This window comes from Allobosea sp. 47.2.35 (assembly GCF_024655635.1).
Classification (GTDB): Bacteria; Pseudomonadota; Alphaproteobacteria; order Rhizobiales; family Beijerinckiaceae; genus Allobosea.
In genome coordinates this window covers 124319-147197 of sequence record NZ_JANLGI010000009.1, presented here as the reverse complement: position 1 = coordinate 147197, position 22879 = coordinate 124319, and the positions used below count along the sequence as shown (strand labels likewise).

Below are 22879 nucleotides of genomic sequence, written 5' to 3'. Positions count from 1 at the left end.
TCATCGCGGCGCTCGCGATCGGCGTGCGGCTCGATTCCACCAACACGCTCTATGCGATCTTCGTCGATCCGTTCCAGCAGATGGTCCAGGCGCCGGACCTGCTGGTGCAGACGGTCTGGGAAGGGCTCGTCTCCGGCGTGCTCTATGCCCTGATCGCACTCGGCTTCGTGCTGATCTTCAAGGCCTCGGGCGTGTTCAACTTCGCGCAGGGCATCATGGTGGTGTTCGCGGCGCTGACCCTGGTCGGCCTCTACGAGAAGGGCGTGCCGGCCTTCCTTGCGGTCATCCTGACGCTCGGCGTGATGTTCGCGCTCGCGGTCACCATCGAGCGCGTGGTGCTGCGCCCGCTGGTCAACCAGCCCGACATCATCCTGTTCATGGCGACCTTCGGCATCACCTATTTCCTGATCGGCTTCGGTGAATCCCTCTTCGGCGGCAACCCCAAGCAGATGATCGCCGAGCAGCTCTACCTGCCCAAGGGCGCGATCGACCTGCAGATCCTCGGCGGGCTGGTCTCGCTGCAGAAGATCGACATCGCCGCAGCCCTCATCGCCTCGCTGATGATCGCAGCGCTTGCCGCCTTCTTCCAGTATACCCGCATCGGCCGCGCGCTCAGAGCCGTGGCCGACAGCCACAAGGCGGCGCTCTCGGTCGGCATCTCGCTCAACCAGATCTGGGTGATCGTCTGGTTCACCGCCGGCATCGTCGCCCTGATCACCGGCATCATGTGGGGCGCCCGCTCGGACGTGTCCTTCGCGCTGGAGATCGTCGCGCTGAAGGCGCTGCCCGTGCTGATCCTCGGCGGCTTCACCTCGATCCCCGGCGCCATCGTCGGCGGCCTGATCATCGGCATCGGCGAGAAGCTCGGCGAGTTCTATTGGGGCCCGCTGATCGGCGGCGGCATCGAGAGCTGGCTCGCCTATTTCATCGCCCTGGGCTTCCTGCTGTTCCGGCCGCAGGGCCTGTTCGGCGACAAGATCATCGAACGTATCTGAGGAGCCGGACGACATGCTCTACCGCGAGGCCGGCCAATACAAATCCAGCTATGCCAGCGACATGGCGGTCTTCCCCCTCAAGGAAGACCGGATCGGCATCGCCGTCATCCTGGCGATCGCGCTCGTCGCCATCCCCTTCCTGGGCAGCGACTTCTTCATCGCCTCGGTGATGATCCCCTTCCTCGTCTTCTCGCTGGCGGCGATCGGGCTCAACATCCTCACCGGCTATACCGGGCTGATCTCGCTTGGCACCGCCGCCTTCATGGGGGTGGGCGCCTATAGCTGCTACAAGCTCACCACCTTCTTCCCCGGCGTGAACATCATCGTCCTGATCCTCGTCTCGGGGCTGTTCTCGGCCGGCATCGGCGTGCTCTTCGGCCTGCCGTCGCTGCGCATCAAGGGCTTCTACCTCGCCGTCGCGACGCTCGCCGCGCAGTTCTTCCTGCAATGGGCCTTCGTCCGCGTGCCCTGGCTGTTCAACTACAACGCCTCGGGCGCGATCGAGGTGCCGCAGCGCACGCTCTTCGACATCCCGCTGACCGGTGCGGCCGCGACACCTGAAACACGCTATTTCGTCTGCCTCGGCCTCGTCGTGGTGCTGACCTGGTTCGCCTCCAACATCGTCCACGGCAAGCTCGGCCGCTCCTGGATGGCCGTGCGCGACATGGACATCGCCGCCGAGCTGATGGGCATCAAGCTGCTCAACGCCAAGCTCGCCGCCTTCGCCGTCTCCTCCTATTTCTGCGGCGTCGCCGGCGCGATGATGATCTTCCTCTGGTACGGCGGCGGCGAGGCGGCGGACGTGTTCTCGATCCGCCTCTCCTTCAACATCCTGTTCATGGTCATCATCGGCGGCCTCGGCTCCCTGATCGGTTCCTTCTTCGGCGCGGCCTTCCTCTCGATCCTGCCGACGGCGCTGAAATTCGGCCTGCCGGCGCTCGGCATCCCGATCGCGGGCGCCGCCGCCGAGCACGTCACCTTCATGCTGGTCGGCGCGCTGATCATCATCTTCCTGATCGTCGAGCCGCACGGCCTCGCCAGGCTCTGGCAGATCGGGAAGCAGAAATTGCGGACGTGGCCCTTCCCCTATTGAGGCCGGAGCATGGCGCGAAAAGTGGAAACCGGTTTTCGCACCAAGTCATGCTCCCAAACCTCAAACGGGAGAGACCCAAGAAACGACCGGCGACAGTGAAGCGCCGGCGGATAAAGACCGATCCGACAGCAGTCTGGTCGGGAGGAAACGAACGGAGGAAGTCCATGAAGACCAGCAATCTGTTGAAGGGTGCAGCGCTCGGAGCCCTGTTCGCCGCCGGCGCGCTTGCCCCGGCCATGGCGCAGGACAGCATCTACTTCGCCAACAATGCCTATCGCACCGGCCCGTTCTCGGGCTCGGGCATCCCGATCGGCGACGGCATGCGCGACTACATCGCGATGATCAACGAGCGTGACGGTGGCGTGAACGGCGTCAAGATCGTCTACGAGGAATGCGAGACCGGCTACGACACCAAGAAGTCGATCGAGTGCTACGAGCAGGCCAAGTCGAAGAACACCGTTGTCTACTCGCCCTGGTCGACCGGCGCGACGCTCGCCGCGATCCCGCGCGCCCATGTCGACAAGATCCCGATCCTGTCCATGGCCTACGGCCTGTCCTCGTCGGCTGACGGCACGAACTTCCCCTGGGTCTTCATCCCGCCGCTGACCTATTGGGACGGCGCCTCGCTGATGGTGAAGCACATGGCGGCCGAGCTCGGCGGCATGGACAAGCTCAAGGGCAAGAAGCTCGGCCTGATCCATCTCGACGCCCCCTTCGGCAAGGAGCCGATCCCGGTCCTCGAGAACCTCGCCAAGAAATACGGCTTCGAGCTCAAGCTCTATCCGGTGGCCGCGGCCGACATGCAGAACCAGGGCTCGCTCTGGCTCTCGATCCGCCGCGACCGGCCGGACTTCCTCTACAACCAGGGCTGGGGCGCGATGAACCCGACCGCAGTGAAGGAAGCGATCAAGAACAACTTCCCGATCGGCAAGCTGGTCGGCGTCTGGTGGGCCGGCGGCGACGACGATGCCCGCGCGGGCGGGCCTGAGGCCAAGGGCTACAAGTCGTTGAACTTCAACGCCGCAGGTCAGAACTTCCCGGTGATCCAGGACATCCTCAAGCACGTCGTCGACAAGGGCAAGAGCACGACGCCGAAGGACAAGGTCGGCGAGAACCTCTATAATCGCGGCGTCTACAACTCGATGCTGGTCGTCGAGGCGATCCGCACGGCGCAGAAGCTGACCGGCAAGAAGGTCATAACCTCCGAAGACATGCGCCGCGGCCTCGAGAGCCTCAATGTCGACGAGGCCAGGCTCAAGGAGATCGGCATGGCGGGCTTCGCTTCGCCTGTGAAGATCAGCTGCGCCGACCATTCCGGGCACCACAAGGCCTATGTCGCCGAGTGGGACGGCAGCAAGTGGACCCAGAAGGGCGACTGGATCGAGCCTCTGAAGGACGAAGTCCGGCCGCTGATCGAGTCCAACGCCAAGGACTATGTCGAGAAGGCCGGCAATTGGCCGAAGCGCACCGAAGCCTGCGAGAAGTCGTCCTGATCTGACGGCAGCCGGCGGCGGCTCCCCGCCGCCGGCCCCCTTCGATACCGATTGTCCGGGAGAGGCCGATGTCGACCGCCACCCTCGAAAAGCCAGCCACAACGACCGCGGGCGACACGATCCTGTCGCTCAACAATATCGAGGTCATCTACGACCATGTCGTGCTGGTGCTGAAGGGCGTCTCGCTCACCGTGCCACGCGCGGGCATTGTCGCGATCCTCGGCGCCAACGGCGCCGGAAAGACCACCACACTGAAGGCGATCTCCAACCTGCTCAAGGCCGAGCGCGGCGAGGTCACCAAGGGCTCGATCGTCTTCGACGGCGAGCGCGTCGACAAGATGTCCCCGAACGAACTGGTCCGGCGCGGCTGCATCCAGGTCATGGAGGGCCGGCACTGCTTCGGCCATCTCTCGATCGAGGAGAACCTGCTGACCGGCGCCTTCACCCGCCGCGACGGCAATGCCGCGATCAAGCGCGACCTCGAGAAGATCTACACCCTGTTCCCGCGCCTGAAGCAGCGCCGCTCGTCGCAGGCCGGCTACACCTCCGGCGGCGAGCAGCAGATGTGCGCCATCGGCAGGGCGATGATGTCGAACCCGAAGATGATCCTGCTCGACGAGCCCTCGATGGGCCTCGCCCCGCAAATCGTCGAGGAGATCTTCGAGATCGTCCGTCAGCTCAATGCCGACGAAGGTGTCTCCTTCCTCGTCGCCGAGCAGAACACCAACATGGCGCTGCGCTACGCCACCTACGGCTACATCATGGAGACCGGCCGCGTCGTCATGGATGGCGAGGCGAAGATGCTGCGCGAGAACGAGGACGTGAAGGAATTCTATCTCGGCGTCGCCGAGGGCAACAAGAAGTCCTTCCGCGAGGTGAAGAGCTACAAGCGCCGCAAGCGCTGGCTGTCGTGACCCCAAGCGATCCGGCACCGCACCCCGACAGACGAGACCACTCCATGACAGAGCACCACGACGCGCTCGAAACCCGCTCGCCTGCCGTGCGCGAGGCCGATCTCTTCGCTCGCCTACCGGCGATTCTGGCAGCGGCCACGAAGGCCCCGGCCTATGCCGAGCGGCTCGCCGGCATCGACCCCGCCGCGATCACCGACCGCAAGGCACTGGCCAGCCTGCCGATCCTGCGCAAGGCGGAACTGCCCGCGCTTCAGAAAGCCGCCCTGCCCTTCGGTGGCTTCGTCGCGGAAACGCCCGGCTCCTTCGGTCGGCTCTTCACCTCGCCCGGCCCGATTTTCGAGCCGGAAGGCACTGCTGTCGATGCCTGGGGTGCTGGGCGCGGCCTCTACGCCGCAGGTTTCCGGCCGGGCGATATCGTCCTGAACACGCTGAGCTACCACCTGACGCCGGGCGGCTTCATCATGGACTCGGCCGCCCGCGCGCTCGGCTGTGCCGTGATCCCGGCCGGTCCCGGCAATACCGAGCAGCAGATGGAGGTGATCTCGGCCTATCGCCCAAGCGCCTATGCCGGAACGCCCGATTTCCTGAAGATTCTGATCGAGGCGGCCGAAACGCGCGGCGTCGACATCTCTTCGATCAAGCGCGCCGTCGTTTCCGGCGCCGCCTTCCCGCCCTCGCTCCAAGCCTGGGTCCGGGAGCGCGGCATCGACGCCTACCAGCTTTATGCCACTGCCGATGTCGGCGTCATCGCCTATGAGACCTCGGCCCGCGAAGGCATGGTGCTGAACGAGAACCTGATCGTCGAGATCGTCCGGCCGGGCACGGGCGATCCCGTTCCCGAGGGTGAGGTCGGCGAGGTCGTGATCACCAATCTCGACCCGCATCATCCCCAGATCAGGCTCGCCGTTGGCGACCTCACCTCCGTGCTGCCGGGCCAAAGCGCCTGCGGGCGCAGCAATACCCGGATCAAGGGCTGGATGGGCCGCGCCGACCAGACCGCCAAGATCAAGGGCATGTTCGTGCGGCCCGAGCAGGTCGCCGAGATCGCCAAGCGCCATGCCGAGATCGCGAAACTCCGCCTCGTCGTCGGCCGCGCCAACGAGACCGATACGATGACGCTGAAGGCCGAGATCTATGCCGAGCCGGCCGGCTTCGTCGATGCAGTCTCCTCGACCTTGCAGCAGGTGACCAAGCTGAAAGGCGCCGTGGAGATCCTGCCGCTCGGCGCGCTGCCGAACGACGGCAAGGTCATCGCCGACGAACGCCCGGTCGGGTGACCCCGCGCGTCACCACGCGATCAACGTCTGCCCCTGCCCTTCCAACCAGGCATTAGCCCGGCTGAACGGCTTCGAGCCGAAGAAGCCCCGCCGTGCCGAAAGCGGCGATGGATGGGCGCTGGCGATGACCAGATGCCGGCTCTCGTCGATCAGCGGCCGCTTCATCTGCGCCGGTGCGCCCCAGAGCAGGAAGGCGACATGTGGCCGCTGGCGCGAGACCGCCGCGATGACGGCATCCGTCACCGCCCCCCAGCCGAGCGAAAGATGGGAGCCTGCCTTGCTCGCCCCTTCCCGCACCGTCAGCGCCGTGTTGAGCAGCAGCACGCCCTGCGAGGCCCAGCGGGTCAGGTCGCCATCGGCCGGAGCGGCTTCGCCGAGATCGGCAGCCCGCTCCTTGTAGATATTGCCGAGCGAGCGCGGCAGCGGCGGCGGCCCGGCATAGGAGAAGGCGAGCCCGTTGGCATGGCCCGGCGTCGGATAGGGGTCCTGGCCAAGGATAACCGCCGTGACCGTGTCGAGCGGCGTCAGCGCCAGCGCGGCGAAGACGCGATCGGGAGCCGGCGCCACCACCTGCCCGGCCGCCCGCTCGGCATCGACGGCAGCACAGGCGCGCGCGGCAGCCCCATTGGCAGCGAAGACCGGCAAGTCCCGCCAGCCCTCCGAAGCCGCGCTCGCCAGGAAGGCCGCGAGCGCGTCGCTGCAATTCACTTCAGGACCGCCCGGCCCTCGACTTTGGCATCGACCGTGCCGAGCTTGCGGACATAGACCATCACCTCGTTCGCCATCAGCTTGCCGTCGGTCAGGCCGAGCAGTGTCTTGCCGCGGCCGAGCGCCGTATAGCCGTCACCGCCTTCCAGCATGAAGTTGTTGGACGCGACGGTGTACTTGGCCGCGGGATCGATCGGCTTGCCATCGACCGTGACCGAGGTGACGCGCGAACCCTGCGGCTGCTTGAGATCGGCCTCGAACTTGAGCCCGGAGACGACGGGGAAGCGGCCTGCGCCCTGCGGTGCATCGCGCAACCCGTTCTCGATCGCGTCCTTCACGTCCTTGCCGGTGATCTCGACCATCACGGTCGCATTGCCGAAGGGCAGTTCGCTCAGCACGTCGCGGCGGGTCAGCTTCTGCCCGGCGGCATATTGCTTGTTGGCGCGGATGCCGCCGGCATTGGTGATGGCAAGCTGTGCGCCGGTCGCGGAGCGGATCGCATCGGCGATCAGGTTGCCGATCGCGGTTTCCTGCGTGCGGATCACGCCGGTGCGGGAATCGAGCGGCGCAGCGAGCGTCGCGATATCGATGTCGAGCTCCTTCGAGAGCTCCGCCTCATAGCCCTTCACGATGGCGGCGACATCCGGGTCCGGCGTCGCCGAGCGGGAATCGTTGACGCGGAAGGTCGGCGTCCATGAAACCTGCCGGGCCGCGCCCTCGCCCCGGACGCTGACGGCGATGTCGATGGCGGTGACGTAGTTGCCCTCTTCGTTCGACTCGACCATCACCACCTTGCCGTCATAGGCGATGGCGAGATCGTGGTCGTGGCCGGTGAGCAGGATATCGACCACGCGCGAGCGCACGATCTCGTAGTCCATCGCACGGTCGGCATGGACGACCGCGACGAGGATGTCGGCGCCCTGCCCCTTCAGGGCCTTGGCCTCGCGGCGCAGCGCCTCCATCGTCGAGGAGAATTTCAGATCGCCGGGATTGGAAAGCTGCGGCGTCGGATCATAGGTCGTGCCGATGACGCCGACCTTGATGCCCCCAAGCTCGAAGATCTGCGAATCCTTGTGTTGCGGCAGCGTATTGCCGGCGGCGTCGCGCAGGTTCGCCGCGAAGGTCGGGTAGTTTTGCGCTGCCGTCAGCTTGAGATAGTTGTCCTTGCCGAAATCGAACTCGTGATTGCCGGGCACGAAGACGTCGATGCCCATCTTGTTCTGCATCGCGACGATATGCGCGCCCTGGTCGAAGCCCGACATCAGCGAAGGCGAGTAGCAGTCGCCGGCATGGCAGAACAGCACCGGTACGCCCTTGGCCCGCTCGGCCTTGGCGATGCCGGAAGCGCGCGCGAAGCCGCCACGGCCCTTGTCGTCGCTCATCTTGTAGATGTCGTTGAGCAGCAGCAGCGTGAAGCTCGGCGCCGGCTGCTGCGCCATCGCCACGGGGGCGGTCGCGGCAAGCGTGGCAGGCGCCGCCAGGACGCCGAGAGCCTTGCGGCGGGTGAGCTTCGTCATCGGGGCGCCCTTATGTCTTGAGAACGGCTCCAGACTAGCAAGACTGTGGCCAAGCTGGCCAGAGGCAGCTGCGCCGGAAGACGCTGGAGGCGGCAGTGTCGCACCTCGACTTTCGGAGGGTTTCGAGGCTGGACGAAAGCGCGAACTCGTCTAAATCACGAGGGCAGAGCATCGGACCGAAAAGTGGATTGCACTTTCCGGAGAAATCCGATGCTCACGAAAGAGAGATCGCCACCTCGCGCCCGACAGGACGCGCGGCGATCTAAGGAGAGCACGCGCTCATGACTGCTGACATCGCCGCCGCGCCAAGCCGCGAAGCCGCTTCCCTGCCACCGGACCATCCCCAGGTGCGCTATGGACGCATCGGCGTGCTCTTGATGAATCTCGGCACGCCCGAGGGCACCGGCTACTGGCCGATGCGCGCCTATCTCAAGGAGTTCCTCTCCGACCGCCGCGTTATCGAGGAGCCTCGCTGGAAATGGTGGCCGATCCTCAACCTGATCATCCTGTCGACCAGGCCCGGCCGAAAAGGCAAGGACTACGCCTCGATCTGGAACAACGAGCGCGACGAGGGCCCGCTCAAGACCATCACCCGCTCGCAGACCGAGCAGCTCACGGAGCGCCTGAAGCCGCTGGCCGGCGAGCGCGTCGTCTTCGACTGGGCGATGCGCTACGGCTTTCCCGATGTGAAGAGCCGCTTGAAGGCGCTGCTCGACCAGGGTTGCGACCGCATCCTGCTGGTGCCGCTCTATCCGCAATATGCCGCGCCGACCTCGGCCACCGCCTGCGACCAGGCCTTCCGCGCGCTGATGCAGATGCGCTGGCAGCCTGCGGTGCGCGTCGCCCCGCCTTATCGCGACGACCCCGTCTATATCGGCGCGCTCGCCCGCTCGATGCGCGCCTCGCTGGCGAAGCTCGATTTCGCGCCCGAGGTCATCCTCTGCTCATTCCACGGCATGCCGAAGGAGTATCTGCTGAAGGGCGACCCCTATTATTGCCAATGCGTGAAGACCTGGCGCCTGCTGCGCGCCGAGCTCGGCCTTTCCGAGGAACAGTTCCCGCTGACCTTCCAGTCGCGTTTCGGGCCGGACGAGTGGCTCCAGCCCTATACCGACGAGACGGTGAAGGCGCTGGCCCAGGCCGGGAAGAAGTCGATGGCGATCGTCGCGCCGGGCTTCTCAGCCGATTGCCTGGAAACGCTGGAAGAGCTCGACGGCGAGAACCGCGAGATCTTCCTTCACAATGGCGGCGAGAAATTCGCCTATCTGCCCTGCCTCAACGATTCCCGCGAAGGCATCGACGTCATCGCCGAGGTCGTCCAGCGCGAACTGATGGGCTGGCTCTGAGCTAGAGCATTTTCGAGCGAAGTGGACACCGGTTCGCGTGAAGAAAATGCGCTAAAGCAAAGACCTAGAGCAGTTCCGCGGTTCGGAGAATTGCGGAACTGCTCTAGCTCGCTCCGATCACGAAGCGGGCCACGCTCTCGGCCACCGGCCGCGCCTTCAGAATGCGGCGATGTCCGAGACCCTCCGTCGCCTGCAGCTGGACGAGCGGGCCGCTCTCGGCCAGCGCTTCAGCGTGCTGGAAGCCGAGTTCGCGATCCTGCCGGTCATGGATCACCAGCGTCGGCAAGCCGATCGCCTTGAGCTGAAGCGGCCCTTCGAAAGCCTCGACCGGATTGCCGGCAACAATATGGATGCGCTGCTCCAGCGCCGCCTGCCCGCGCCTGCCAAGCCCGATCGCATGGCCGAACTGCCGGGTGATCCCGGTGATCGAGGAGGGCGCCGAGATCAGCACGAGCCGGTCGGCGCTCACCACCGGCTGTCCCCTGACCGAGCCGGCCAGCGCCGCCAGCGTGATCGCGCCGCCGAAGGAATGCGTGACGATCGCGTGGAACGGCCCGAACACCCGCGCCACCGCGGCAAGGCTCGCGACCCCCAGCGGAATATTGAGCTCGCGCCCGGTCGAGGCGCCATGGCCGGGGAGGTCGAAGGCAACGACCCGGAAGCCCGCCGCCAGCAGCGGCTCGACGAAGCCGGTCATCGAAGCCGCATCCCCGGTCCAGCCATGGACCAGCAGCACCGTCCGGGTCGGCGCCTGCTCCTCAGGCTCGAAGACATAGGCCTGCACGCTCCCGCACGGGAAGGGAATCGCGCGCGGGCTCGATTGCCGCAACCGCGTCGGCATTACCTGTTCCCCCGCGGTGCCGTTTCCGTTTCGCTTTGCCGGCCTCGGCGGGGTACAGAAGAGGCGGAAGGCCAGCCGGCCGGCCGTGCGTGGAGCGACAAAGCTCGCGGCCCGGACCAGCGGGCGCATGTAACGGAGGGCGGAAGCGCTCATGACGGATATCCGATTTTGTTCAACGCTGAACTATTATGTTCAGCCATGAACAAAAAGCAAGAGCCTTCCGACACGCAGATCCTGCCCTGGGACCTGCCGCGCTTCCGCAACTGGGTCTCCATCGCCCGCGCCCATAACATGTGGGAGAAGGTGCTCACCGAGTCGCTGGCCCCGCTCGGAATCCAGCTCGCGCATTACGACGTGCTCGCCAATATCTTCCATGTTCCGGGCCTCTCGCAGCAGGCCCTGGCCGAGAAGCTCCTGGTCGGCCGCAGCGCCATGAGCATGCTCTTGCCGGTGCTGGAGAAGCGCGGCCTGATCGAGCGCCGCAACGACGAGGCTGACCGGCGCCTGCGCCGCCTCTGGCTGACGCCCGCCGGCGAGGCGATCACCCGCAAGGCCATGGCGATCCATGTCGCCGAGATCGAGGCGATGATGCAGGTCCTCACCGACGAGGAATGCAATGCCGCGGGCGAAGCGATGCGCCGGGTCGGCAAGGCGCTGGAGGCGCGTAGCAGCGCAGCGGCGAAGGGCACGAGTTGAAGGGCGCTACTTGAAGGGCGTCATCCCGTGTCTGCGCAGCGGCATGGAATGCCGCAGCGCGCACGGGAAGACACTCTATGACGTGAGGAAACGCATAGCTTGCAGGTCGCAAGCTATGCCTCAGGCCGGCTTCTTTTCCTCGCCGAAGGCGGAGATGCCGCCATGCTTCGCCGACCAGGTCGCCGGGTCGTTCAGGAAGCTCTCGACCTCGGCCAGGATCTTCGGCTCGAAATGGCCGCTCTCCTTGGCGACAGCCAGCACGTCCCACCAGGTGGTGAGGTAGTGCAGGTTGATGCCGATCTCGGTCATCAGCTCGCGGCTCTTCGGGAAGATGTCGTAATAGAACAGCACAAAGCAGTGCTGCACGTCAGCGCCAGCCGTGCGCAGCGCCTCGGCGAAATTGACCTTGCTGCGCCCGTCGGTGGCGAGATCCTCGACCAGCAGCGTGCGCGCGCCCTCGACGACCGAGCCCTCGATCTGGGCGTTGCGGCCGAAACCCTTGGGCTTCTTGCGGACATACTGCATCGGCAGCGAGAGGCGATCCGATATCCAGGCGGCGAAGGGAATGCCCGCCGTCTCGCCGCCGGCGATGATGTCGAGCGACTCGTAGCCGATGTCGCGCACGATGGTCGTCGCCGCGAAATCGATCAGGGTCGAGCGCAGGCGCGGATAGGAGATGATCTTGCGGCAGTCGATATAGACCGGGCTCGCCCAGCCCGAGGTGAAGAAGAAGGGCTTGTCGCTGTAGAAATGCACGGCCTTGATTTCGAGCAGCATCTTGGCCGCTTCGCGCGCGATCTCGGCCCTGTCGGTGGGAGTGAACAGGTTGGACATGGCGCGGTCTCTCCGGGCTGAGCGACGCCGCTCGCCGGGGACGGCAAGGGCGTTGGGGCTGGTCGAATTGGCAAACGGCCTCTTCTGATCGCGCTTGCCCGGCAGGTCAATCCCTCCGCGTAGCGATTTTCGCCACGATCTGTGGGTCGGTTCCGCCACATGCTGTCCGCCTCGCGCCATCCGGACGGCAACAGGGCGCCCGCGTTGCCCAAAAACGACCATGGCAGCGTTTCCCACGGCATCCACAACCTGCCCGGCGCGCGATCGTTGCGCCGGCTCAGATCGCGTGAGATGGCAAAATCATCCGAATTTGGGCGGTGCCGGGCCGGTATCGTCGCTCCGCAGGGCTTGGCCGGAGCAGCAGCAAGGGCTTGAATCATGAGTGAACTGGGAATGGCGGCCGCGCCATCGGCACCGACCGAGGTGGACAGCAAGGCGCGCAAGGCTCTGTGGGGCGCCGCGATCGGCTATGCCATGGACGGGTTCGACCTCTTGATCCTCGGCTTCATGCTGCGTGCGATCTCGGCCGATCTCCAGCTCAGCCAGGCGCAGGCCGCGTCGCTTGTCACCGCGACGCTGGTCGGCGCCGTGCTCGGCGGCATCGGCTTCGGCATGCTCTCGGACCGCCTCGGCCGCGTCCGCGTTCTGACCTGGACCATCGTCCTCTTCGCCGTCTTCACCGGTATGTGCGCGCTCGCCCAGGGATACTGGGACCTGCTGGTCTACCGCACCATCGCCGGGCTCGGCCTCGGCGGTGAGTTCGGCATCGGCATGGCGCTGGTCGCCGAAGCCTGGCCGGCCTCGAAGCGGGCGCGCGCCTCCTCCTATGTCGGGCTCGGCTGGCAGGTCGGCGTGCTAGCCGCGGCGCTCGCCACCCCGCTGCTGCTGCCCTCGATCGGCTGGCGCGGCATGTTCGCCATCGGCATCCTGCCGGCGGTCGCCGCCTATTTCATCCGCCACTCCCTGCACGAGCCCGACGTCTTCGTCGCCCGCTCCAAGGATAGGCCGAAGGAATCGGCGCTGCACCTGCTGGTCAAGGACCGCGAGACCACCAAGCTCAGCCTCGGCATGGTCATCCTCTGCTCGGTCCAGAACTTCGGCTATTACGGCGTGATGATCTGGCTGCCGAACTACCTCGCCACGCGGTTCGGCTTCCAGCTCACCCAGTCGGCCTTGTGGACGGCGGTGACCATCGCCGGCATGGCGCTCGGCATCTTCGCCTTCGGCCATATCGCCGACCGGATCGGGCGGCGCCCGGCCTTCTTCGGATACATGATCGGCGCCGCCGTGATGGTGATGGTCTATTCGCGCCTGACCGACCCGATGCAATTGCTGGTTGGCGGCGCGGTGATGGGTTTCTTCGTCAACGGCATGCTCGGCGGCTACGGCGCGCTGATCAGCGAGCTCTTCCCCACGGCGGCGCGCGCCACCGCGCAGAACGTGCTGTTCAATATCGGCCGTGGCGTCGGCGGCTTCGGCCCGGTCGTCGTCGGCGCGATCGCCGCGACACATGGCTTCCAGACCGCCATCGCGCTGCTCGCTGCCCTCTACGTCCTCGACTTGATCGCCATGTGGCTCCTCATCCCCGAGAAGCGCGGCGCGGAATTGACCTGAGGCGGACAAAAAGTTCGAGTACAGCCGCTGAGGGCGCCGATCGGCGCCCTCATGCGTTTGAAGGCTGATCGCTGTCAGGACATTCCAGCATAGGCCCAAAAAGCAAAAAGCGCCGGAAGATCCGACGCTTGCATGCTTCTCAAGCCTTGAGATTGTCTGGAGCGGGCGAAGGGATTCGAACCCTCGACCCCAACCTTGGCAAGGTTGTGCTCTACCCCTGAGCTACACCCGCATCCGAGACAGTCGCGCCGTGTTGGCGGCGCGGTCGGGTTATTGCCCCAAAGCACCGCGAAGCGCAAGCACCCCGGTGAAAGTTTTTTGCCGCCTTCCACAAAAGCCCGGATTCACCGGTCCGATCTTGCTGCCGGCGCCGCGCAAGGCTAGGCATCTTCCGGCCTGTTCCTGCCGTTCCGGCAGGGCGTTTCCAATATTGCCTCGAAGCCCGCTCTCCCCTGCCGATCGCCTCGCCATGACCGCGCCCGTCACGCCCGACCAGCTCTGCGCCTATCTCTCCGAGAAGGGCATCGCCTTCCATCGCACCGACCATCCGGCGGTGTTCACCGTCGCCGAGACGGCGCCGCATCGCGACGAGATGGTCGGCCATCACACCAAGAATCTGTTCCTGAAGGATAAGAAGGGGCGGATTTTCCTCGTCTCGGCCGAGGCTCACGCGCGAATCGACCTGAAGCGCCTGCACGAGCACATCGGCGCCAGCGGTAGGCTCTCCTTCGGCTCGGCCGAATTGTTGCTGGAGAAGCTCGGCGTGACGCCGGGCTCCGTCACCGCCTTCGCCGTGATCAACGATCGTGCCGGCGACGTCACCATGGTGCTGGATTCAACGCTCGCGACCGGCGAGGACGTCAATTTCCACCCCCTGATCAACACGGCGACCTTGCGGGTCAGCCGCGACGATCTGCTGGCCTTCTTCCGCAGCACCGGGCATGAGCCGCTGATCGTCGATTTGCCCGTCCCGCCCGATGGACAGAACGGCTGAAGCACCCCATCTATGGCGCAACTGCGCGGGCGGCCGTAAGGGCACGTCTTCGCCTCCAGAGCGTATCACGAAGGACGACCCATGCTGGTCAATGGCGAGGCGGCCGGGCAACCCGGCCTGATCAAGGACACCACGACCCAGGGCTTCCGCGAGGACGTCATCGCCGAATCGATGAAGCAGCCGGTGCTGATCGATTTCTGGGCGCCCTGGTGCGGCCCCTGCAAGCAGCTCACCCCCGTCATCGAGAAGGTGGTCAAGGCCGCCGGCGGCAAGGTCAAGCTCGTCAAGATGAACATCGACGAGCATCCGCAGATCCCCGGCCAGCTCGGCATCCAGTCGATCCCCGCCGTTATCGCCTTCAAGCAGGGCCAGCCAATCGACGGCTTCATGGGCGCCCAGCCCGAGAGCCAGATCAAGGTCTTCATCGAGCGCCTGGTCGGGCCGATGGGGCCGGGCGAGACGGCCGAGCTGATCGAGGCCGCCGCAGCCGCCATCGCAGCGGGTGATCCGGCCGGAGCCAGCGAGCTCTATGCCGGCGTGCTGGAGATCGAGCCCGACAACCTCGCCGCCATCGCGGGCTTGGCACGACTGCATCTCGACAATGGCGATATCGAGGGCGCCAAGGGCATTCTCGGCATGGCTCCAACGGACAAGGCCGGCGACCCGGCGATCACGGCCATCCGCGCCGCGATCGAGCTCGCGGAGCAGGCTGCCTCGCTCGGCGACACCGCCGAGCTGGAAGCCAAGGTCGCCGCCGACCCGAAGGACCATCAGGCCCGCTTCGATCTGGCGCTCGCGCTCAATGCCCGCGACAGGCGCGAGGAGGCGGTCGATCATCTCGTCGCCATCATCAAGGCCGATAGGAAGTGGAACGACGACGGCGCGCGCAAGCAGCTCCTCCAGTTCTTCGAGGCCTGGGGGCCGATGGACGAGGCGAGCGTCGCCGGGCGCCGCAAACTTTCGACCCTGCTGTTCTCCTGACCGGCACAAGGACGAGGCGCGCATGGGCATGAACGCCGTCTACGAGGGAGCCAAGGATTGCCCGACGGCGATCCCGCTCTTTCCCCTGGGCGGCGCCCTGCTCCTGCCGCGCGGCCAGATGCCACTCAACATCTTCGAGCCGCGCTATCTCGCCATGACCGACGATGCGCTGAAGGGCGAGCGGGTCATCGGCATCATCCAGCCCGAGCCGGAAACCGGCCGGCAGCCCGAGATTCCGCCGCTGCTCAAGGTCGGCTGCCTCGGCCGCATCACCCAGTTCTCCGAGACCGGCGACGGCCGCTACATCATCACCCTGACCGGGATCAGCCGCTTCCGGCTGCTCGACGAATTGGCGGTGACGACGCCCTATCGCCAGGGCCGCGTCAGCTATGACAGCTTCGCCGCCGATTTCGTCGCCCGCACCGGCGAGGACGAGGTCGACCGCAAGGGCCTGCTCAAGGCGCTCCGAGACTTCGCCAAGGCCAACGATCTCAAGATCGACTGGAAGGGCGTCAACGAGGCGCCGAACGAGGCGCTGGTCAATGCGCTCTCGATGATGTGCCCGTTCGGGCCGCGCGAGAAGCAGGCGCTGCTGGAAGCGCAGACGCTGAAGGACCGGGCCGAAGTGCTGGTCGCGATCACCGAGATCGAATTGGCCCGCGGCGGCGGCGACCCGGACACGACCCTGCAGTGACGCCAGCGACGCCGCCTGCCGAAGCGCCACCGACCGTCTGGCCGCCGCGCCGCGCGGTCACCGCCTGGCTGTTCTTCGACTGGTCGGCCCAGCCCTTCTTCACGCTGATCACCACCTTCGTCTTCGCGCCCTTCTTCGCCTCGGCGCTGGCGAAGGACGCAGCCGACGGCCAGGCGCTCTGGGGCTATGCCACAGGCTTCGCCGGTCTGTGCATCGCCCTGCTCTCGCCCCTGCTCGGCGGCATCGCCGACCGGACCGGACCGCGCAAGCCCTGGATCGCCGCCTTCGGCGCGCTGCTGGTCATCGGCTCCGCCATGCTCTGGTTCGCCGTGCCGGGCTCCTCATGGGCGGTGCCGATCGCGTTGGCCGGCTTCGTCATCGCGACGATCGGAGCCGAATTCGCCACCACCTTCAACAATGCGATGATGACGCGGCTGGTGCCACCGGAGCGGCTCGGCTGGCTCTCGGGCACGGGCTGGGCCATCGGTTATCTCGGCGGCTTGCTCTCGCTCGCGATCACGCTCGGCCTGCTAGCGGCCGACCCGCAGACCGGCAAGACGCTCGTCGGCATCGCGCCGATCCTCGGGCTCGATGCCGACGCGCGCGAGGGCGACCGCTTCTCCGGCCCACTGACGGCGCTCTGGTTCATCGTCTTCGTCACGCCGATGTTCCTGCTGACCCCGGATTCCGGCAAGACCGGCCTGAGCCTTGCCGAGGCGGCGAAGGGCGGCGTCGGGCGCCTGAAGGATACCTTGGCCGAACTGCCGAAGCTGCCCGCGCTCGGCCGCTTCCTGCTCGCCAACATGATTTACCAGGATGCGCTGGTGGCGCTCTTCGCCTTCGGCGGTATCTACGCGGCCGGCGTCTTCGGCTGGCAGACGATCGAGCTCGGCATCTTCGGCATCCTGCTGACCGTCACCGGCACGCTGGGCGCCTGGCTTGGCGGCAAGCTCGACGATCGCATCGGCGGAAAGCCTGTGGTGCTGGGCTCCATCGCCTGCCTGCTCTTCGCCTGTATCGGCATCCTCTCGCTCGGCGCCGACCGCATCCTGTTCGTGGTCCCCGCGGCTCCCCCCGTGGCCGGAGACGGCCTCTTCGCCTCGCTGCCGGAGCGGGTCTATCTGGGTCTCGGCCTGCTGATCGGCTTGGTCGCCGGCCCGATGCAGGCGGCCTCACGCAGCCTGATGGCGCGATTGGCGCCGGAGGGGCGCATCGGCGAGTTCTTCGGGCTCTTCGCGCTCTCGGGGAAGGTCACGTCCTTCATGGGGCCGACGCTGGTCGCGCTGGCGACCACCATCTTCGCCAGCCAAAGGGCGGGGCTCGCCGTGCTGATCGTGTTCTTCCTGGCGGGTGCGGCGCTGCTCGCGGGCGTGAAGGTCCGCCAATCATAGGGCGTCATCCCGTGCGCGCAGCAGCGTGAAACGCTGCTGCGCAGACACGGGACCGCACGACGAGAAGGCGCCTTTCAAGCAAAAGGGGCACGCCCTGTATCAGGGAGCGCCCCTTCCTGAAAACGGTCCCGTGTCTGCGCAGCAGCACTGACGTGCCGCAGCGCGCACGGGATGACACCCTTCAAAAGATGCCCTTCAATGGCGGCCTTTACCGAACCAGAATGTTCCTGAACTGCCAGGGATCGCTGGTGTCGATATCCTCCGGGAACAGCCCCGGGCGGCCGTCGAGCGGGGTCCAGTCGGTGTAGTAGCCCTTCACCGGCCCAAGATAGGGCATCTGGATCGCAAGGCAGCGGTCGAGATCCATCTCCTCGACCTCGACGATGCCGGCCTTCGGATTCTCCAGCGCCCAGACCATGCCCGCGAGCACCGCCGAGGTAACCTGCAGGCCGGTCGCGGTCTGGTAGGGCGCAAGCTTGCGCGCCTCCTCGGTCGAGAGCTGCGAGCCGAACCAGTAGGCGCCCTTGTCGTGGCCGTAGAGCAGCACGCCGAGCTCGTCGATGCCGTCGACGACTTCGTTCTCCTCGAGGATGTGGTGCTCCTCTTGCGGGCGGCCGGCATTGCCGAACATCTCGTGCAGCGAGAGCACCGCGTCGTTCGCCGGGTGATAGGCGTAGTGGCAGGTCGGCCGGAAGATCGCCTTGCCGGTCTCGTCGCGCACGGTGAAATAATCGGCGATCGAGATCGACTCGTTATGCGTCACCAGGAAGCCGTATTGCGGGCCCGGCGTCGGGCACCAGCTACGCACCTTGGTCTCGGCACCGGCCTGCATCAGATAGATCGCGGCTTGAGAGCCCGTCTCATGGGTGCGGGCGTTCTCGGGCATCCATTTTTCATGGGTGCCCCAGCCCAGCTCGGCCGGCTGCACGCCCTCGGAGATGAAGCCTTCGACCGACCAGGTGTTGACGAAGACGCCTGGCGGCTTCGGATTCTTCGAACGCTGCGTGTCGCGCTCGGCGATATGGATGCCCTTGACGCCGACCTGCTTCATCAGCCCGGCCCATTCCTCGCGTGTCTTCGGCTGCGGCACGTTGAGGCGCATATCGGCGGCGACGTTCAGCAAGGCCTTCTTGGCGAGCCAGGAAGCCATGCCGGGATTGGCGCCGCAGCAGGAGACGGCCGTCGTCGAGCCCGGCGCACGGGCACGCTTGGCGGCCAGCGTCATCTCGCGCAAAGCATAGTTCGAGCGCTCGCCCGGCCCCTTGCTCTCGTCGAAATAGAAGCCGAGCCAGGGCTCGTTGACCGTGTCGATATAGAGCGCGCCGAGGCTGGAGCAGAGCTCCATGATATCGCGCGAGCCGGTATCGCACGAAAGATTGACGCAGAAACCCTGCCCGCCGCCGGCGGTCAGCAGCGGCTCCAGCATCTCCCGGTAGTTCTCGATGGTGACGGCTTCCTGGATGAAGCGGATGCCGCGCTCGTCGAGCAGATGGCGGTTGGAATCATCGGGAGCAATGACGACGAAGCGGCTCTTGTCGAACTTGAAGTGCCGTTCGAGCAGCGGCAGCGTACCGCGGCCGATCGAGCCGAAGCCGATCATCACGATCGGGCCGGTGATCTCGCCGTAGACGGGCCAATTCGTCATTCTCTGTAACTCCTGGGTTCCCGGGGGTAAAAAAGGTCGAAAGGGTCGTATGAGCGCAAAATCGCGCCGTCAATCGCAAGCAGCGCCTTCCAGGCGGGTGAGCGCATGGAAAGCGCCGGGCGATGACGGCGCGATGACGATAGGTCTGAAGGATCAGGCGGCCCGCGCCACCTCATCCGCTTCGAAGGCCGCAGGGATCACAGCGCCGCTGGCGACCAGCACGCCGCGTGCGCCATCGAGCGCACCGTCGCGCAGTTCGATCGCGAGAAAGCGCTCGCGCTCGACCGGGCCGGGCATGGCGAGATCACGGGTCAGCGCCGGATCGAAACCGAACCGGGCGTAATAGGGCGCGTCGCCGACGAGGATGACGGCGCCATGCCCACGGCAGGCCGCGCGCCAGAGCGCTTCGCGCATCATCGCCTTGCCGAGCCCCTCGCCCTGCAATTCCGGCTTCACCGCGAGCGGGCCGAGCAGCAGCGCCGGCACGCCATTGGCTTCCACATGCCAGAGGCGGACGGTGGCCAGCACTTCGCCATCGCGCTCGGCGGTCAGGGCGAGCCCATCGGCCGGCAGACGGCCTTCGCGCAGGCGCTCGCTGGACTTCGCGGTGCGGCGCTCGCCCAAGCAACGGTCGAGCAGCGCCTCGCGGGCGGGAATGTCGTTGGCGATCTCGTCGCGGATCGTGATCATGACGCACCTCCGGCCGGAGCGCCCATCCTCATGGACCTACCCGGCGCCACGCTCGCGCGCGGCCACAATGAAACGATGTGGGGAAGAGGGGTCCGGCGGGAGCCACACCCGCATCTCCGTTTTGGAGACACGAACGCTCCGCCCGTTTGACCGGGCAGCCTGCCGTCTCAGACAGGGCGCTTCGCCGGACCCGATGGGATCAGGAAGGAGCTCGCGCTCCTTCCGACGTCAGATGACGTACTGCTTCAGCGGCGGGAAGCCGTTGAAGGCGACGGCCGAATAGGTCGTCGTATAGGCGCCCGTGCCCTCGATCAGCACCTTGTCGCCGATCTCCAGCGAGAAGGGCAGCATGTACGGGGTCTTCTCGTACATGACGTCGACCGAGTCGCAGGTCGGGCCGGCGAGCACGCACGGGACGGTCGCATCGCCATCGCGCACGGTGCGGATGGGGTAGCGGATCGCCTCGTCCATGGTCTCGGCGAGACCGTTGAACTTGCCGATATCGAGATAGACCCAGCGGACCTCGTCCGTTTCGGCCTTCTTCGAGATCAGCACGACCTCGGCCTCGATCAGGCCGGCTTCGCCGACCATGCCGCGGCCCGGCTCGATGATCGTCTCGGGCAGCTGGTTGCCGAAATGCTTCGACAGCGCCCGGAAGATCGCGTCGCCATAGGACGGCACGCCCGGAATCGGCTTCAGGTAGCGGGCCGGGAAACCGCCGCCGAGGTTGACCATCGACAGCGAGATGCCACGGGTGGCGCATTCCTTGAAGATCGCCGAGGCCGAGGCCAGGGCCGAATCCCAGGCGTTCACGTTGGCCTGCTGCGAGCCGACATGGAACGAGATGCCATAGGCCAGCAGACCCATGCGATGGCCATGCTCGAGCACGTCCGCGGCCATCTCGGGCACGCAGCCGAACTTGCGCGAAAGCGGCCAGTCGGCGCCGGCACCATCGCAGAGGATGCGGCAGAAGATGCGCGCGTCGGTCGTGCCGGTCTTCTCGGCGGAACGGGCGACCTTCTCGACCTCGGCCGTGCAGTCGACGGCGAACAGGCGCACGCCGAGCTCCATGGCGCGGACGACGTCGCGCTCCTTCTTGATGGTGTTGCCGAAGGAGATGCGATCGGCCGTGGCGCCGGCCGCGAGCGCGAGCTCGATCTCGACGACCGAGGCGCAATCGAAGCAGGAGCCGAGCTTGGCGAGCAGGGCGAGCACCTCCGGCGCCGGGTTGGCCTTCACCGCGTAGAAGACGCGGGTGTCGGGCAACGCACGGGCGAAGGCATGATAGTTGGCGCGCACGACTTCGGTGTCGATGACGACGCAGGGCCCGTCCTCGCGGCGGGTACGAAGAAACTCACGGATGCGGTCGGTCATGAGACGCGACTCCCCTACGACGCAAGCGGCGTCGATGCGATGTATCGCCGGAGTGAATCGTCGCTGTCGCGCGGCGCTGTGGAGACGCCTGCTACAACGGACGAGCCGTCCGGACCCGAAACACCGTTCGATTGGGGAAGACCCCGCACGGCCGGCAATGAAGGACAAGCCTCTTCGGTGCCGGCCTGTGGAAAGCCGGCGAGACCAAAAAAGCCCGCTCCGTCGTTGCTTTAAGCTGCGTCCCCCGTGGAGATTCGGGGTTCGCCGGTTTTGCCTCCGGCTGCCGGTCTGTGTCGGGGAACGGCCTCCTTGCGGAAACCGGGAGGCGTGATTTGAGGGATGTCCATCCCCTCCATCCGTCCTCCAACCCCTGGCGGCTGTCCGGCCTCTTGTCCGGATGCCCACCGACCAGCACGCGGCCACAGGCACGTGCGAATTGGGTGAACGCGATATACGGACGCTCGCCCCCGACCACAAGTGTTTTATGCACCCGGAACCGCATTTTTTTGCAAGGCCGATCCGCGTCCTCTCGCGAACGGGTTACCGACAAAAAGCCCTTCGCCGGCTAGGGGTTAGCTGCGCTTCTCGCGGGGCCGGCTTCCGTTGCCGAGCCCGCCGGCGCCAGAGCGGCCACACTCGCCCTCCTCAGGGCTGGAAGCTGAGGAAGAGGAAGGTCGCGAAGATCACGAGATGGACAAGCCCATGCAACATATGGGTGCGCCCGGTCGCGAAAGTCAGCGTGCTGACCAGCATGGTCAGCGCCAGCAGGATCATGGCCGAGGGTTCGAGGCCGAGCGTAAGCGGCTTGCCGAGATGGAGGGTGACGACCGCCACCGCCGGAAAGGTCATGCCGATGGTGGCGAGCGCCGACCCCAGCGCCAGGTTGAGCGCCTTCTGGAGGGCATCGTTGCGGGCGGCCTGCACGGCGGCGATACCCTCGGGCAGCAGGATCAGCATGGCAACGACGAGGCCGGTGGCCTGCGGCGGCGCGCCCGCCGCGACCCGGCCCAGTTCAACGATGACGGCGAATTTCTTCGAGAGCAGCACGATGGCGACGAGCGCGAGCAGCAGAAGCGCGCCGCTGACCGCCAGCCGCTTCGCCGAAGGCTCGAAATGCCAGTCATGATGCGGCGCCGGCACGATGAAGTAGTCGCGGTGGCGCACGGTCTGGATATAGAGAAAGGCGCCGTAAAGCAGCAGCGTCGCGACGGCGACGAAGACGAGCTGCGCCGAGGAGTAGCTTGGGCCGGAGGCGTGCTGCGTGTAGTTCGGCAGGATCAGCGTCAGCGTCGCCAGCACCATCAGCACCGTCAGGTAGGCACCCGCTCCGGGCACACGAAAGCTCTGCTCGCGATAGCGCAAGCCGCCGACAAGGATGCAGATGCCAGCCAGACCCGTGCAGACGGTCATCACCACGGCATAGACCGTGTCGCGCGCCAGCGTCGGCGCCCCCTCCGCACCCGACATCATCACGGAAGCGATCAGCGCAACCTCGATGACCGTCACGGCCGCGGTCAGGATCAGCGTGCCATAGGGCTCGCCGGTCCGGTGGGCGAGGACCTCGGCATGATAGACGGCAGCGAAGATCGCGCCGAACAGAACGGGCATGAGAAGCACCGCCAGCACGAAGCCCATGGAGCCCGGCGCCAGCCCCTCGGAGAAGCCTAGGGCGGAGGCCACGGCATAGAACAGCGCGGCGAGCATGGGATAGATCCAGGCGGTCTGCGGCATCCGGATGAAGCGTTCGGCCTTCATGGCGCACCTTTCGAGGCGATCAGAGCA

Annotated in this window: 20 protein-coding genes and 1 tRNA gene; 12 read left to right on the top strand and 9 right to left on the bottom strand. The window is 66.2% G+C overall.

The window, feature by feature from the left end:
- Window positions 1-80: 80 nt before the first annotated feature.
- The 5 genes from NUV79_RS13485 to NUV79_RS13465 all read left to right on the top strand — a co-directional run bounded on the left by NUV79_RS13485 (window position 81) and on the right by NUV79_RS13465 (window position 5772).
- Window positions 81-995, top strand: coding sequence for a branched-chain amino acid ABC transporter permease (locus tag NUV79_RS13485; protein ID WP_257733646.1), 915 nt, complete (start codon window positions 81-83; stop codon window positions 993-995).
- Between the two features lie 13 nt (window positions 996-1008).
- Window positions 1009-2088, top strand: coding sequence for a branched-chain amino acid ABC transporter permease (locus NUV79_RS13480; protein ID WP_257733596.1), 1080 nt, complete (start codon window positions 1009-1011; stop codon window positions 2086-2088).
- A gap of 164 nt (window positions 2089-2252) precedes the next feature.
- A complete protein-coding gene (locus NUV79_RS13475) occupies window positions 2253-3581 on the top strand; it encodes an ABC transporter substrate-binding protein (RefSeq protein WP_257733595.1) in 1329 nt (442 codons plus the stop codon).
- A 68-nt stretch (window positions 3582-3649) separates the two neighbouring features.
- Complete coding sequence (locus NUV79_RS13470) at window positions 3650-4495, top strand: ABC transporter ATP-binding protein (protein WP_257733594.1); 846 nt, start codon at window positions 3650-3652, stop codon at window positions 4493-4495.
- A 44-nt stretch (window positions 4496-4539) separates the two neighbouring features.
- Complete coding sequence (locus tag NUV79_RS13465; RefSeq protein WP_257733593.1) at window positions 4540-5772, top strand: phenylacetate--CoA ligase family protein; 1233 nt, start codon at window positions 4540-4542, stop codon at window positions 5770-5772.
- A gap of 9 nt (window positions 5773-5781) precedes the next feature.
- Here NUV79_RS13465 and ung read toward each other — a convergent pair whose 3' ends face one another.
- Together ung and NUV79_RS13455 are read right to left on the bottom strand one after the other, a co-directional pair.
- Window positions 5782-6480, bottom strand: a complete 699-nt coding sequence (gene ung / locus NUV79_RS13460) for a uracil-DNA glycosylase (RefSeq protein WP_257733592.1) — start codon at window positions 6478-6480, stop codon at window positions 5782-5784.
- Complete coding sequence (locus NUV79_RS13455; protein ID WP_257733591.1) at window positions 6477-7997, bottom strand: bifunctional metallophosphatase/5'-nucleotidase; 1521 nt, start codon at window positions 7995-7997, stop codon at window positions 6477-6479. The genes ung and NUV79_RS13455 overlap by 4 nt, the downstream gene beginning before the upstream one ends.
- Before the next feature lie 281 nt (window positions 7998-8278).
- Between NUV79_RS13455 and hemH the strand changes: the two genes are divergently transcribed.
- Window positions 8279-9343 (top strand): ferrochelatase, encoded by a 1065-nt coding sequence (hemH, locus tag NUV79_RS13450; RefSeq protein ID WP_257733590.1) that lies wholly within the window; start codon window positions 8279-8281, stop codon window positions 9341-9343.
- Window positions 9344-9446: 103 nt separating this feature from the next.
- On the opposite strand, the gene NUV79_RS13445 is transcribed toward hemH, so the two are convergent.
- The gene (locus NUV79_RS13445) at window positions 9447-10184 is read right to left on the bottom strand and encodes an alpha/beta fold hydrolase (RefSeq protein ID WP_257733589.1); all 738 of its coding nucleotides are present in this window, start codon (window positions 10182-10184) and stop codon (window positions 9447-9449) included.
- Window positions 10185-10382: 198 nt separating this feature from the next.
- On the opposite strand from NUV79_RS13445, the gene NUV79_RS13440 reads away from it, so the two are divergent.
- Window positions 10383-10880, top strand: coding sequence for a MarR family winged helix-turn-helix transcriptional regulator (locus NUV79_RS13440; protein ID WP_257733588.1), 498 nt, complete (start codon window positions 10383-10385; stop codon window positions 10878-10880).
- A 120-nt stretch (window positions 10881-11000) separates the two neighbouring features.
- Here the strand turns inward: NUV79_RS13440 and NUV79_RS13435 are convergent, their stop codons facing one another.
- Window positions 11001-11714: an orotate phosphoribosyltransferase gene (locus NUV79_RS13435; RefSeq protein ID WP_257733587.1), complete on the bottom strand. Its 714-nt coding sequence runs from the start codon at window positions 11712-11714 to the stop codon at window positions 11001-11003.
- Window positions 11715-12092: 378 nt separating this feature from the next.
- Between NUV79_RS13435 and NUV79_RS13430 the strand changes: the two genes are divergently transcribed.
- Window positions 12093-13328 carry an MFS transporter gene (locus NUV79_RS13430; RefSeq protein WP_257733586.1) on the top strand — a complete coding sequence of 412 codons (1236 nt, stop codon included), beginning with the start codon at window positions 12093-12095 and terminating at the stop codon, window positions 13326-13328.
- Between the two features lie 157 nt (window positions 13329-13485).
- Here NUV79_RS13430 and NUV79_RS13425 read toward each other — a convergent pair.
- Window positions 13486-13560: transfer RNA gene (locus NUV79_RS13425), tRNA-Gly, on the bottom strand.
- A 237-nt stretch (window positions 13561-13797) separates the two neighbouring features.
- On the opposite strand from NUV79_RS13425, the gene NUV79_RS13420 reads away from it, so the two are divergent.
- From NUV79_RS13420 to NUV79_RS13405, 4 genes are all read left to right on the top strand, one after another.
- Window positions 13798-14322: a prolyl-tRNA synthetase associated domain-containing protein gene (locus NUV79_RS13420; RefSeq protein WP_257733585.1), complete on the top strand. Its 525-nt coding sequence runs from the start codon at window positions 13798-13800 to the stop codon at window positions 14320-14322.
- Between the two features lie 81 nt (window positions 14323-14403).
- Window positions 14404-15303 (top strand): thioredoxin, encoded by a 900-nt coding sequence (trxA, locus tag NUV79_RS13415; RefSeq protein ID WP_257733584.1) that lies wholly within the window; start codon window positions 14404-14406, stop codon window positions 15301-15303.
- A gap of 22 nt (window positions 15304-15325) precedes the next feature.
- Window positions 15326-15997, top strand: a complete 672-nt coding sequence (locus NUV79_RS13410; RefSeq protein WP_257733583.1) for an LON peptidase substrate-binding domain-containing protein — start codon at window positions 15326-15328, stop codon at window positions 15995-15997.
- Window positions 15994-17388, top strand: coding sequence for an MFS transporter (locus NUV79_RS13405; RefSeq protein ID WP_257733582.1), 1395 nt, complete (start codon window positions 15994-15996; stop codon window positions 17386-17388). Before NUV79_RS13410 ends, NUV79_RS13405 begins: the two co-directional genes overlap by 4 nt.
- Before the next feature lie 208 nt (window positions 17389-17596).
- On the opposite strand, the gene NUV79_RS13400 is transcribed toward NUV79_RS13405, so the two are convergent.
- The 4 genes from NUV79_RS13400 to NUV79_RS13385 all read right to left on the bottom strand — a co-directional run bounded on the left by NUV79_RS13400 (window position 17597) and on the right by NUV79_RS13385 (window position 22852).
- Window positions 17597-19033 (bottom strand): homospermidine synthase, encoded by a 1437-nt coding sequence (locus NUV79_RS13400; protein WP_257733581.1) that lies wholly within the window; start codon window positions 19031-19033, stop codon window positions 17597-17599.
- A gap of 153 nt (window positions 19034-19186) precedes the next feature.
- Window positions 19187-19723: a GNAT family N-acetyltransferase gene (locus tag NUV79_RS13395; protein WP_257733580.1), complete on the bottom strand. Its 537-nt coding sequence runs from the start codon at window positions 19721-19723 to the stop codon at window positions 19187-19189.
- 228 nt (window positions 19724-19951) lie between these two features.
- A complete protein-coding gene (locus tag NUV79_RS13390; RefSeq protein WP_257733579.1) occupies window positions 19952-21097 on the bottom strand; it encodes a type III PLP-dependent enzyme in 1146 nt (381 codons plus the stop codon).
- 645 nt (window positions 21098-21742) lie between these two features.
- Window positions 21743-22852 carry a calcium:cation antiporter gene (locus tag NUV79_RS13385; RefSeq protein WP_257733578.1) on the bottom strand — a complete coding sequence of 370 codons (1110 nt, stop codon included), beginning with the start codon at window positions 22850-22852 and terminating at the stop codon, window positions 21743-21745.
- Window positions 22853-22879: the final 27 nt, after the last annotated feature.

Excerpts from the sequence above, each read along its gene's own strand:
- NUV79_RS13430 (WP_257733586.1), top strand. The coding sequence starts at position 12,093 with ATGAGTGAACTGGGAATGGCGGCCGCGCCATCGGCACCGACCGAGGTG.
- NUV79_RS13400 (WP_257733581.1), bottom strand. The coding sequence starts at position 19,033 with ATGACGAATTGGCCCGTCTACGGCGAGATCACCGGCCCGATCGTGATG.
- NUV79_RS13420 (WP_257733585.1), top strand. The coding sequence starts at position 13,798 with ATGACCGCGCCCGTCACGCCCGACCAGCTCTGCGCCTATCTCTCCGAG.
- NUV79_RS13455 (WP_257733591.1), bottom strand. The coding sequence starts at position 7,997 with ATGACGAAGCTCACCCGCCGCAAGGCTCTCGGCGTCCTGGCGGCGCCT.
- NUV79_RS13395 (WP_257733580.1), bottom strand. The coding sequence starts at position 19,723 with ATGATCACGATCCGCGACGAGATCGCCAACGACATTCCCGCCCGCGAG.
- NUV79_RS13485 (WP_257733646.1), top strand. The coding sequence starts at position 81 with ATGGTCCAGGCGCCGGACCTGCTGGTGCAGACGGTCTGGGAAGGGCTC.
- NUV79_RS13390 (WP_257733579.1), bottom strand. The coding sequence starts at position 21,097 with ATGACCGACCGCATCCGTGAGTTTCTTCGTACCCGCCGCGAGGACGGG.
- NUV79_RS13385 (WP_257733578.1), bottom strand. The coding sequence starts at position 22,852 with ATGAAGGCCGAACGCTTCATCCGGATGCCGCAGACCGCCTGGATCTAT.
- NUV79_RS13435 (WP_257733587.1), bottom strand. The coding sequence starts at position 11,714 with ATGTCCAACCTGTTCACTCCCACCGACAGGGCCGAGATCGCGCGCGAA.
- hemH (WP_257733590.1), top strand. The coding sequence starts at position 8,279 with ATGACTGCTGACATCGCCGCCGCGCCAAGCCGCGAAGCCGCTTCCCTG.
- NUV79_RS13445 (WP_257733589.1), bottom strand. The coding sequence starts at position 10,184 with ATGCCGACGCGGTTGCGGCAATCGAGCCCGCGCGCGATTCCCTTCCCG.
- NUV79_RS13475 (WP_257733595.1), top strand. The coding sequence starts at position 2,253 with ATGAAGACCAGCAATCTGTTGAAGGGTGCAGCGCTCGGAGCCCTGTTC.
- NUV79_RS13465 (WP_257733593.1), top strand. The coding sequence starts at position 4,540 with ATGACAGAGCACCACGACGCGCTCGAAACCCGCTCGCCTGCCGTGCGC.
- trxA (WP_257733584.1), top strand. The coding sequence starts at position 14,404 with ATGCTGGTCAATGGCGAGGCGGCCGGGCAACCCGGCCTGATCAAGGAC.
- NUV79_RS13410 (WP_257733583.1), top strand. The coding sequence starts at position 15,326 with ATGGGCATGAACGCCGTCTACGAGGGAGCCAAGGATTGCCCGACGGCG.
- NUV79_RS13470 (WP_257733594.1), top strand. The coding sequence starts at position 3,650 with ATGTCGACCGCCACCCTCGAAAAGCCAGCCACAACGACCGCGGGCGAC.
- NUV79_RS13480 (WP_257733596.1), top strand. The coding sequence starts at position 1,009 with ATGCTCTACCGCGAGGCCGGCCAATACAAATCCAGCTATGCCAGCGAC.
- NUV79_RS13440 (WP_257733588.1), top strand. The coding sequence starts at position 10,383 with ATGAACAAAAAGCAAGAGCCTTCCGACACGCAGATCCTGCCCTGGGAC.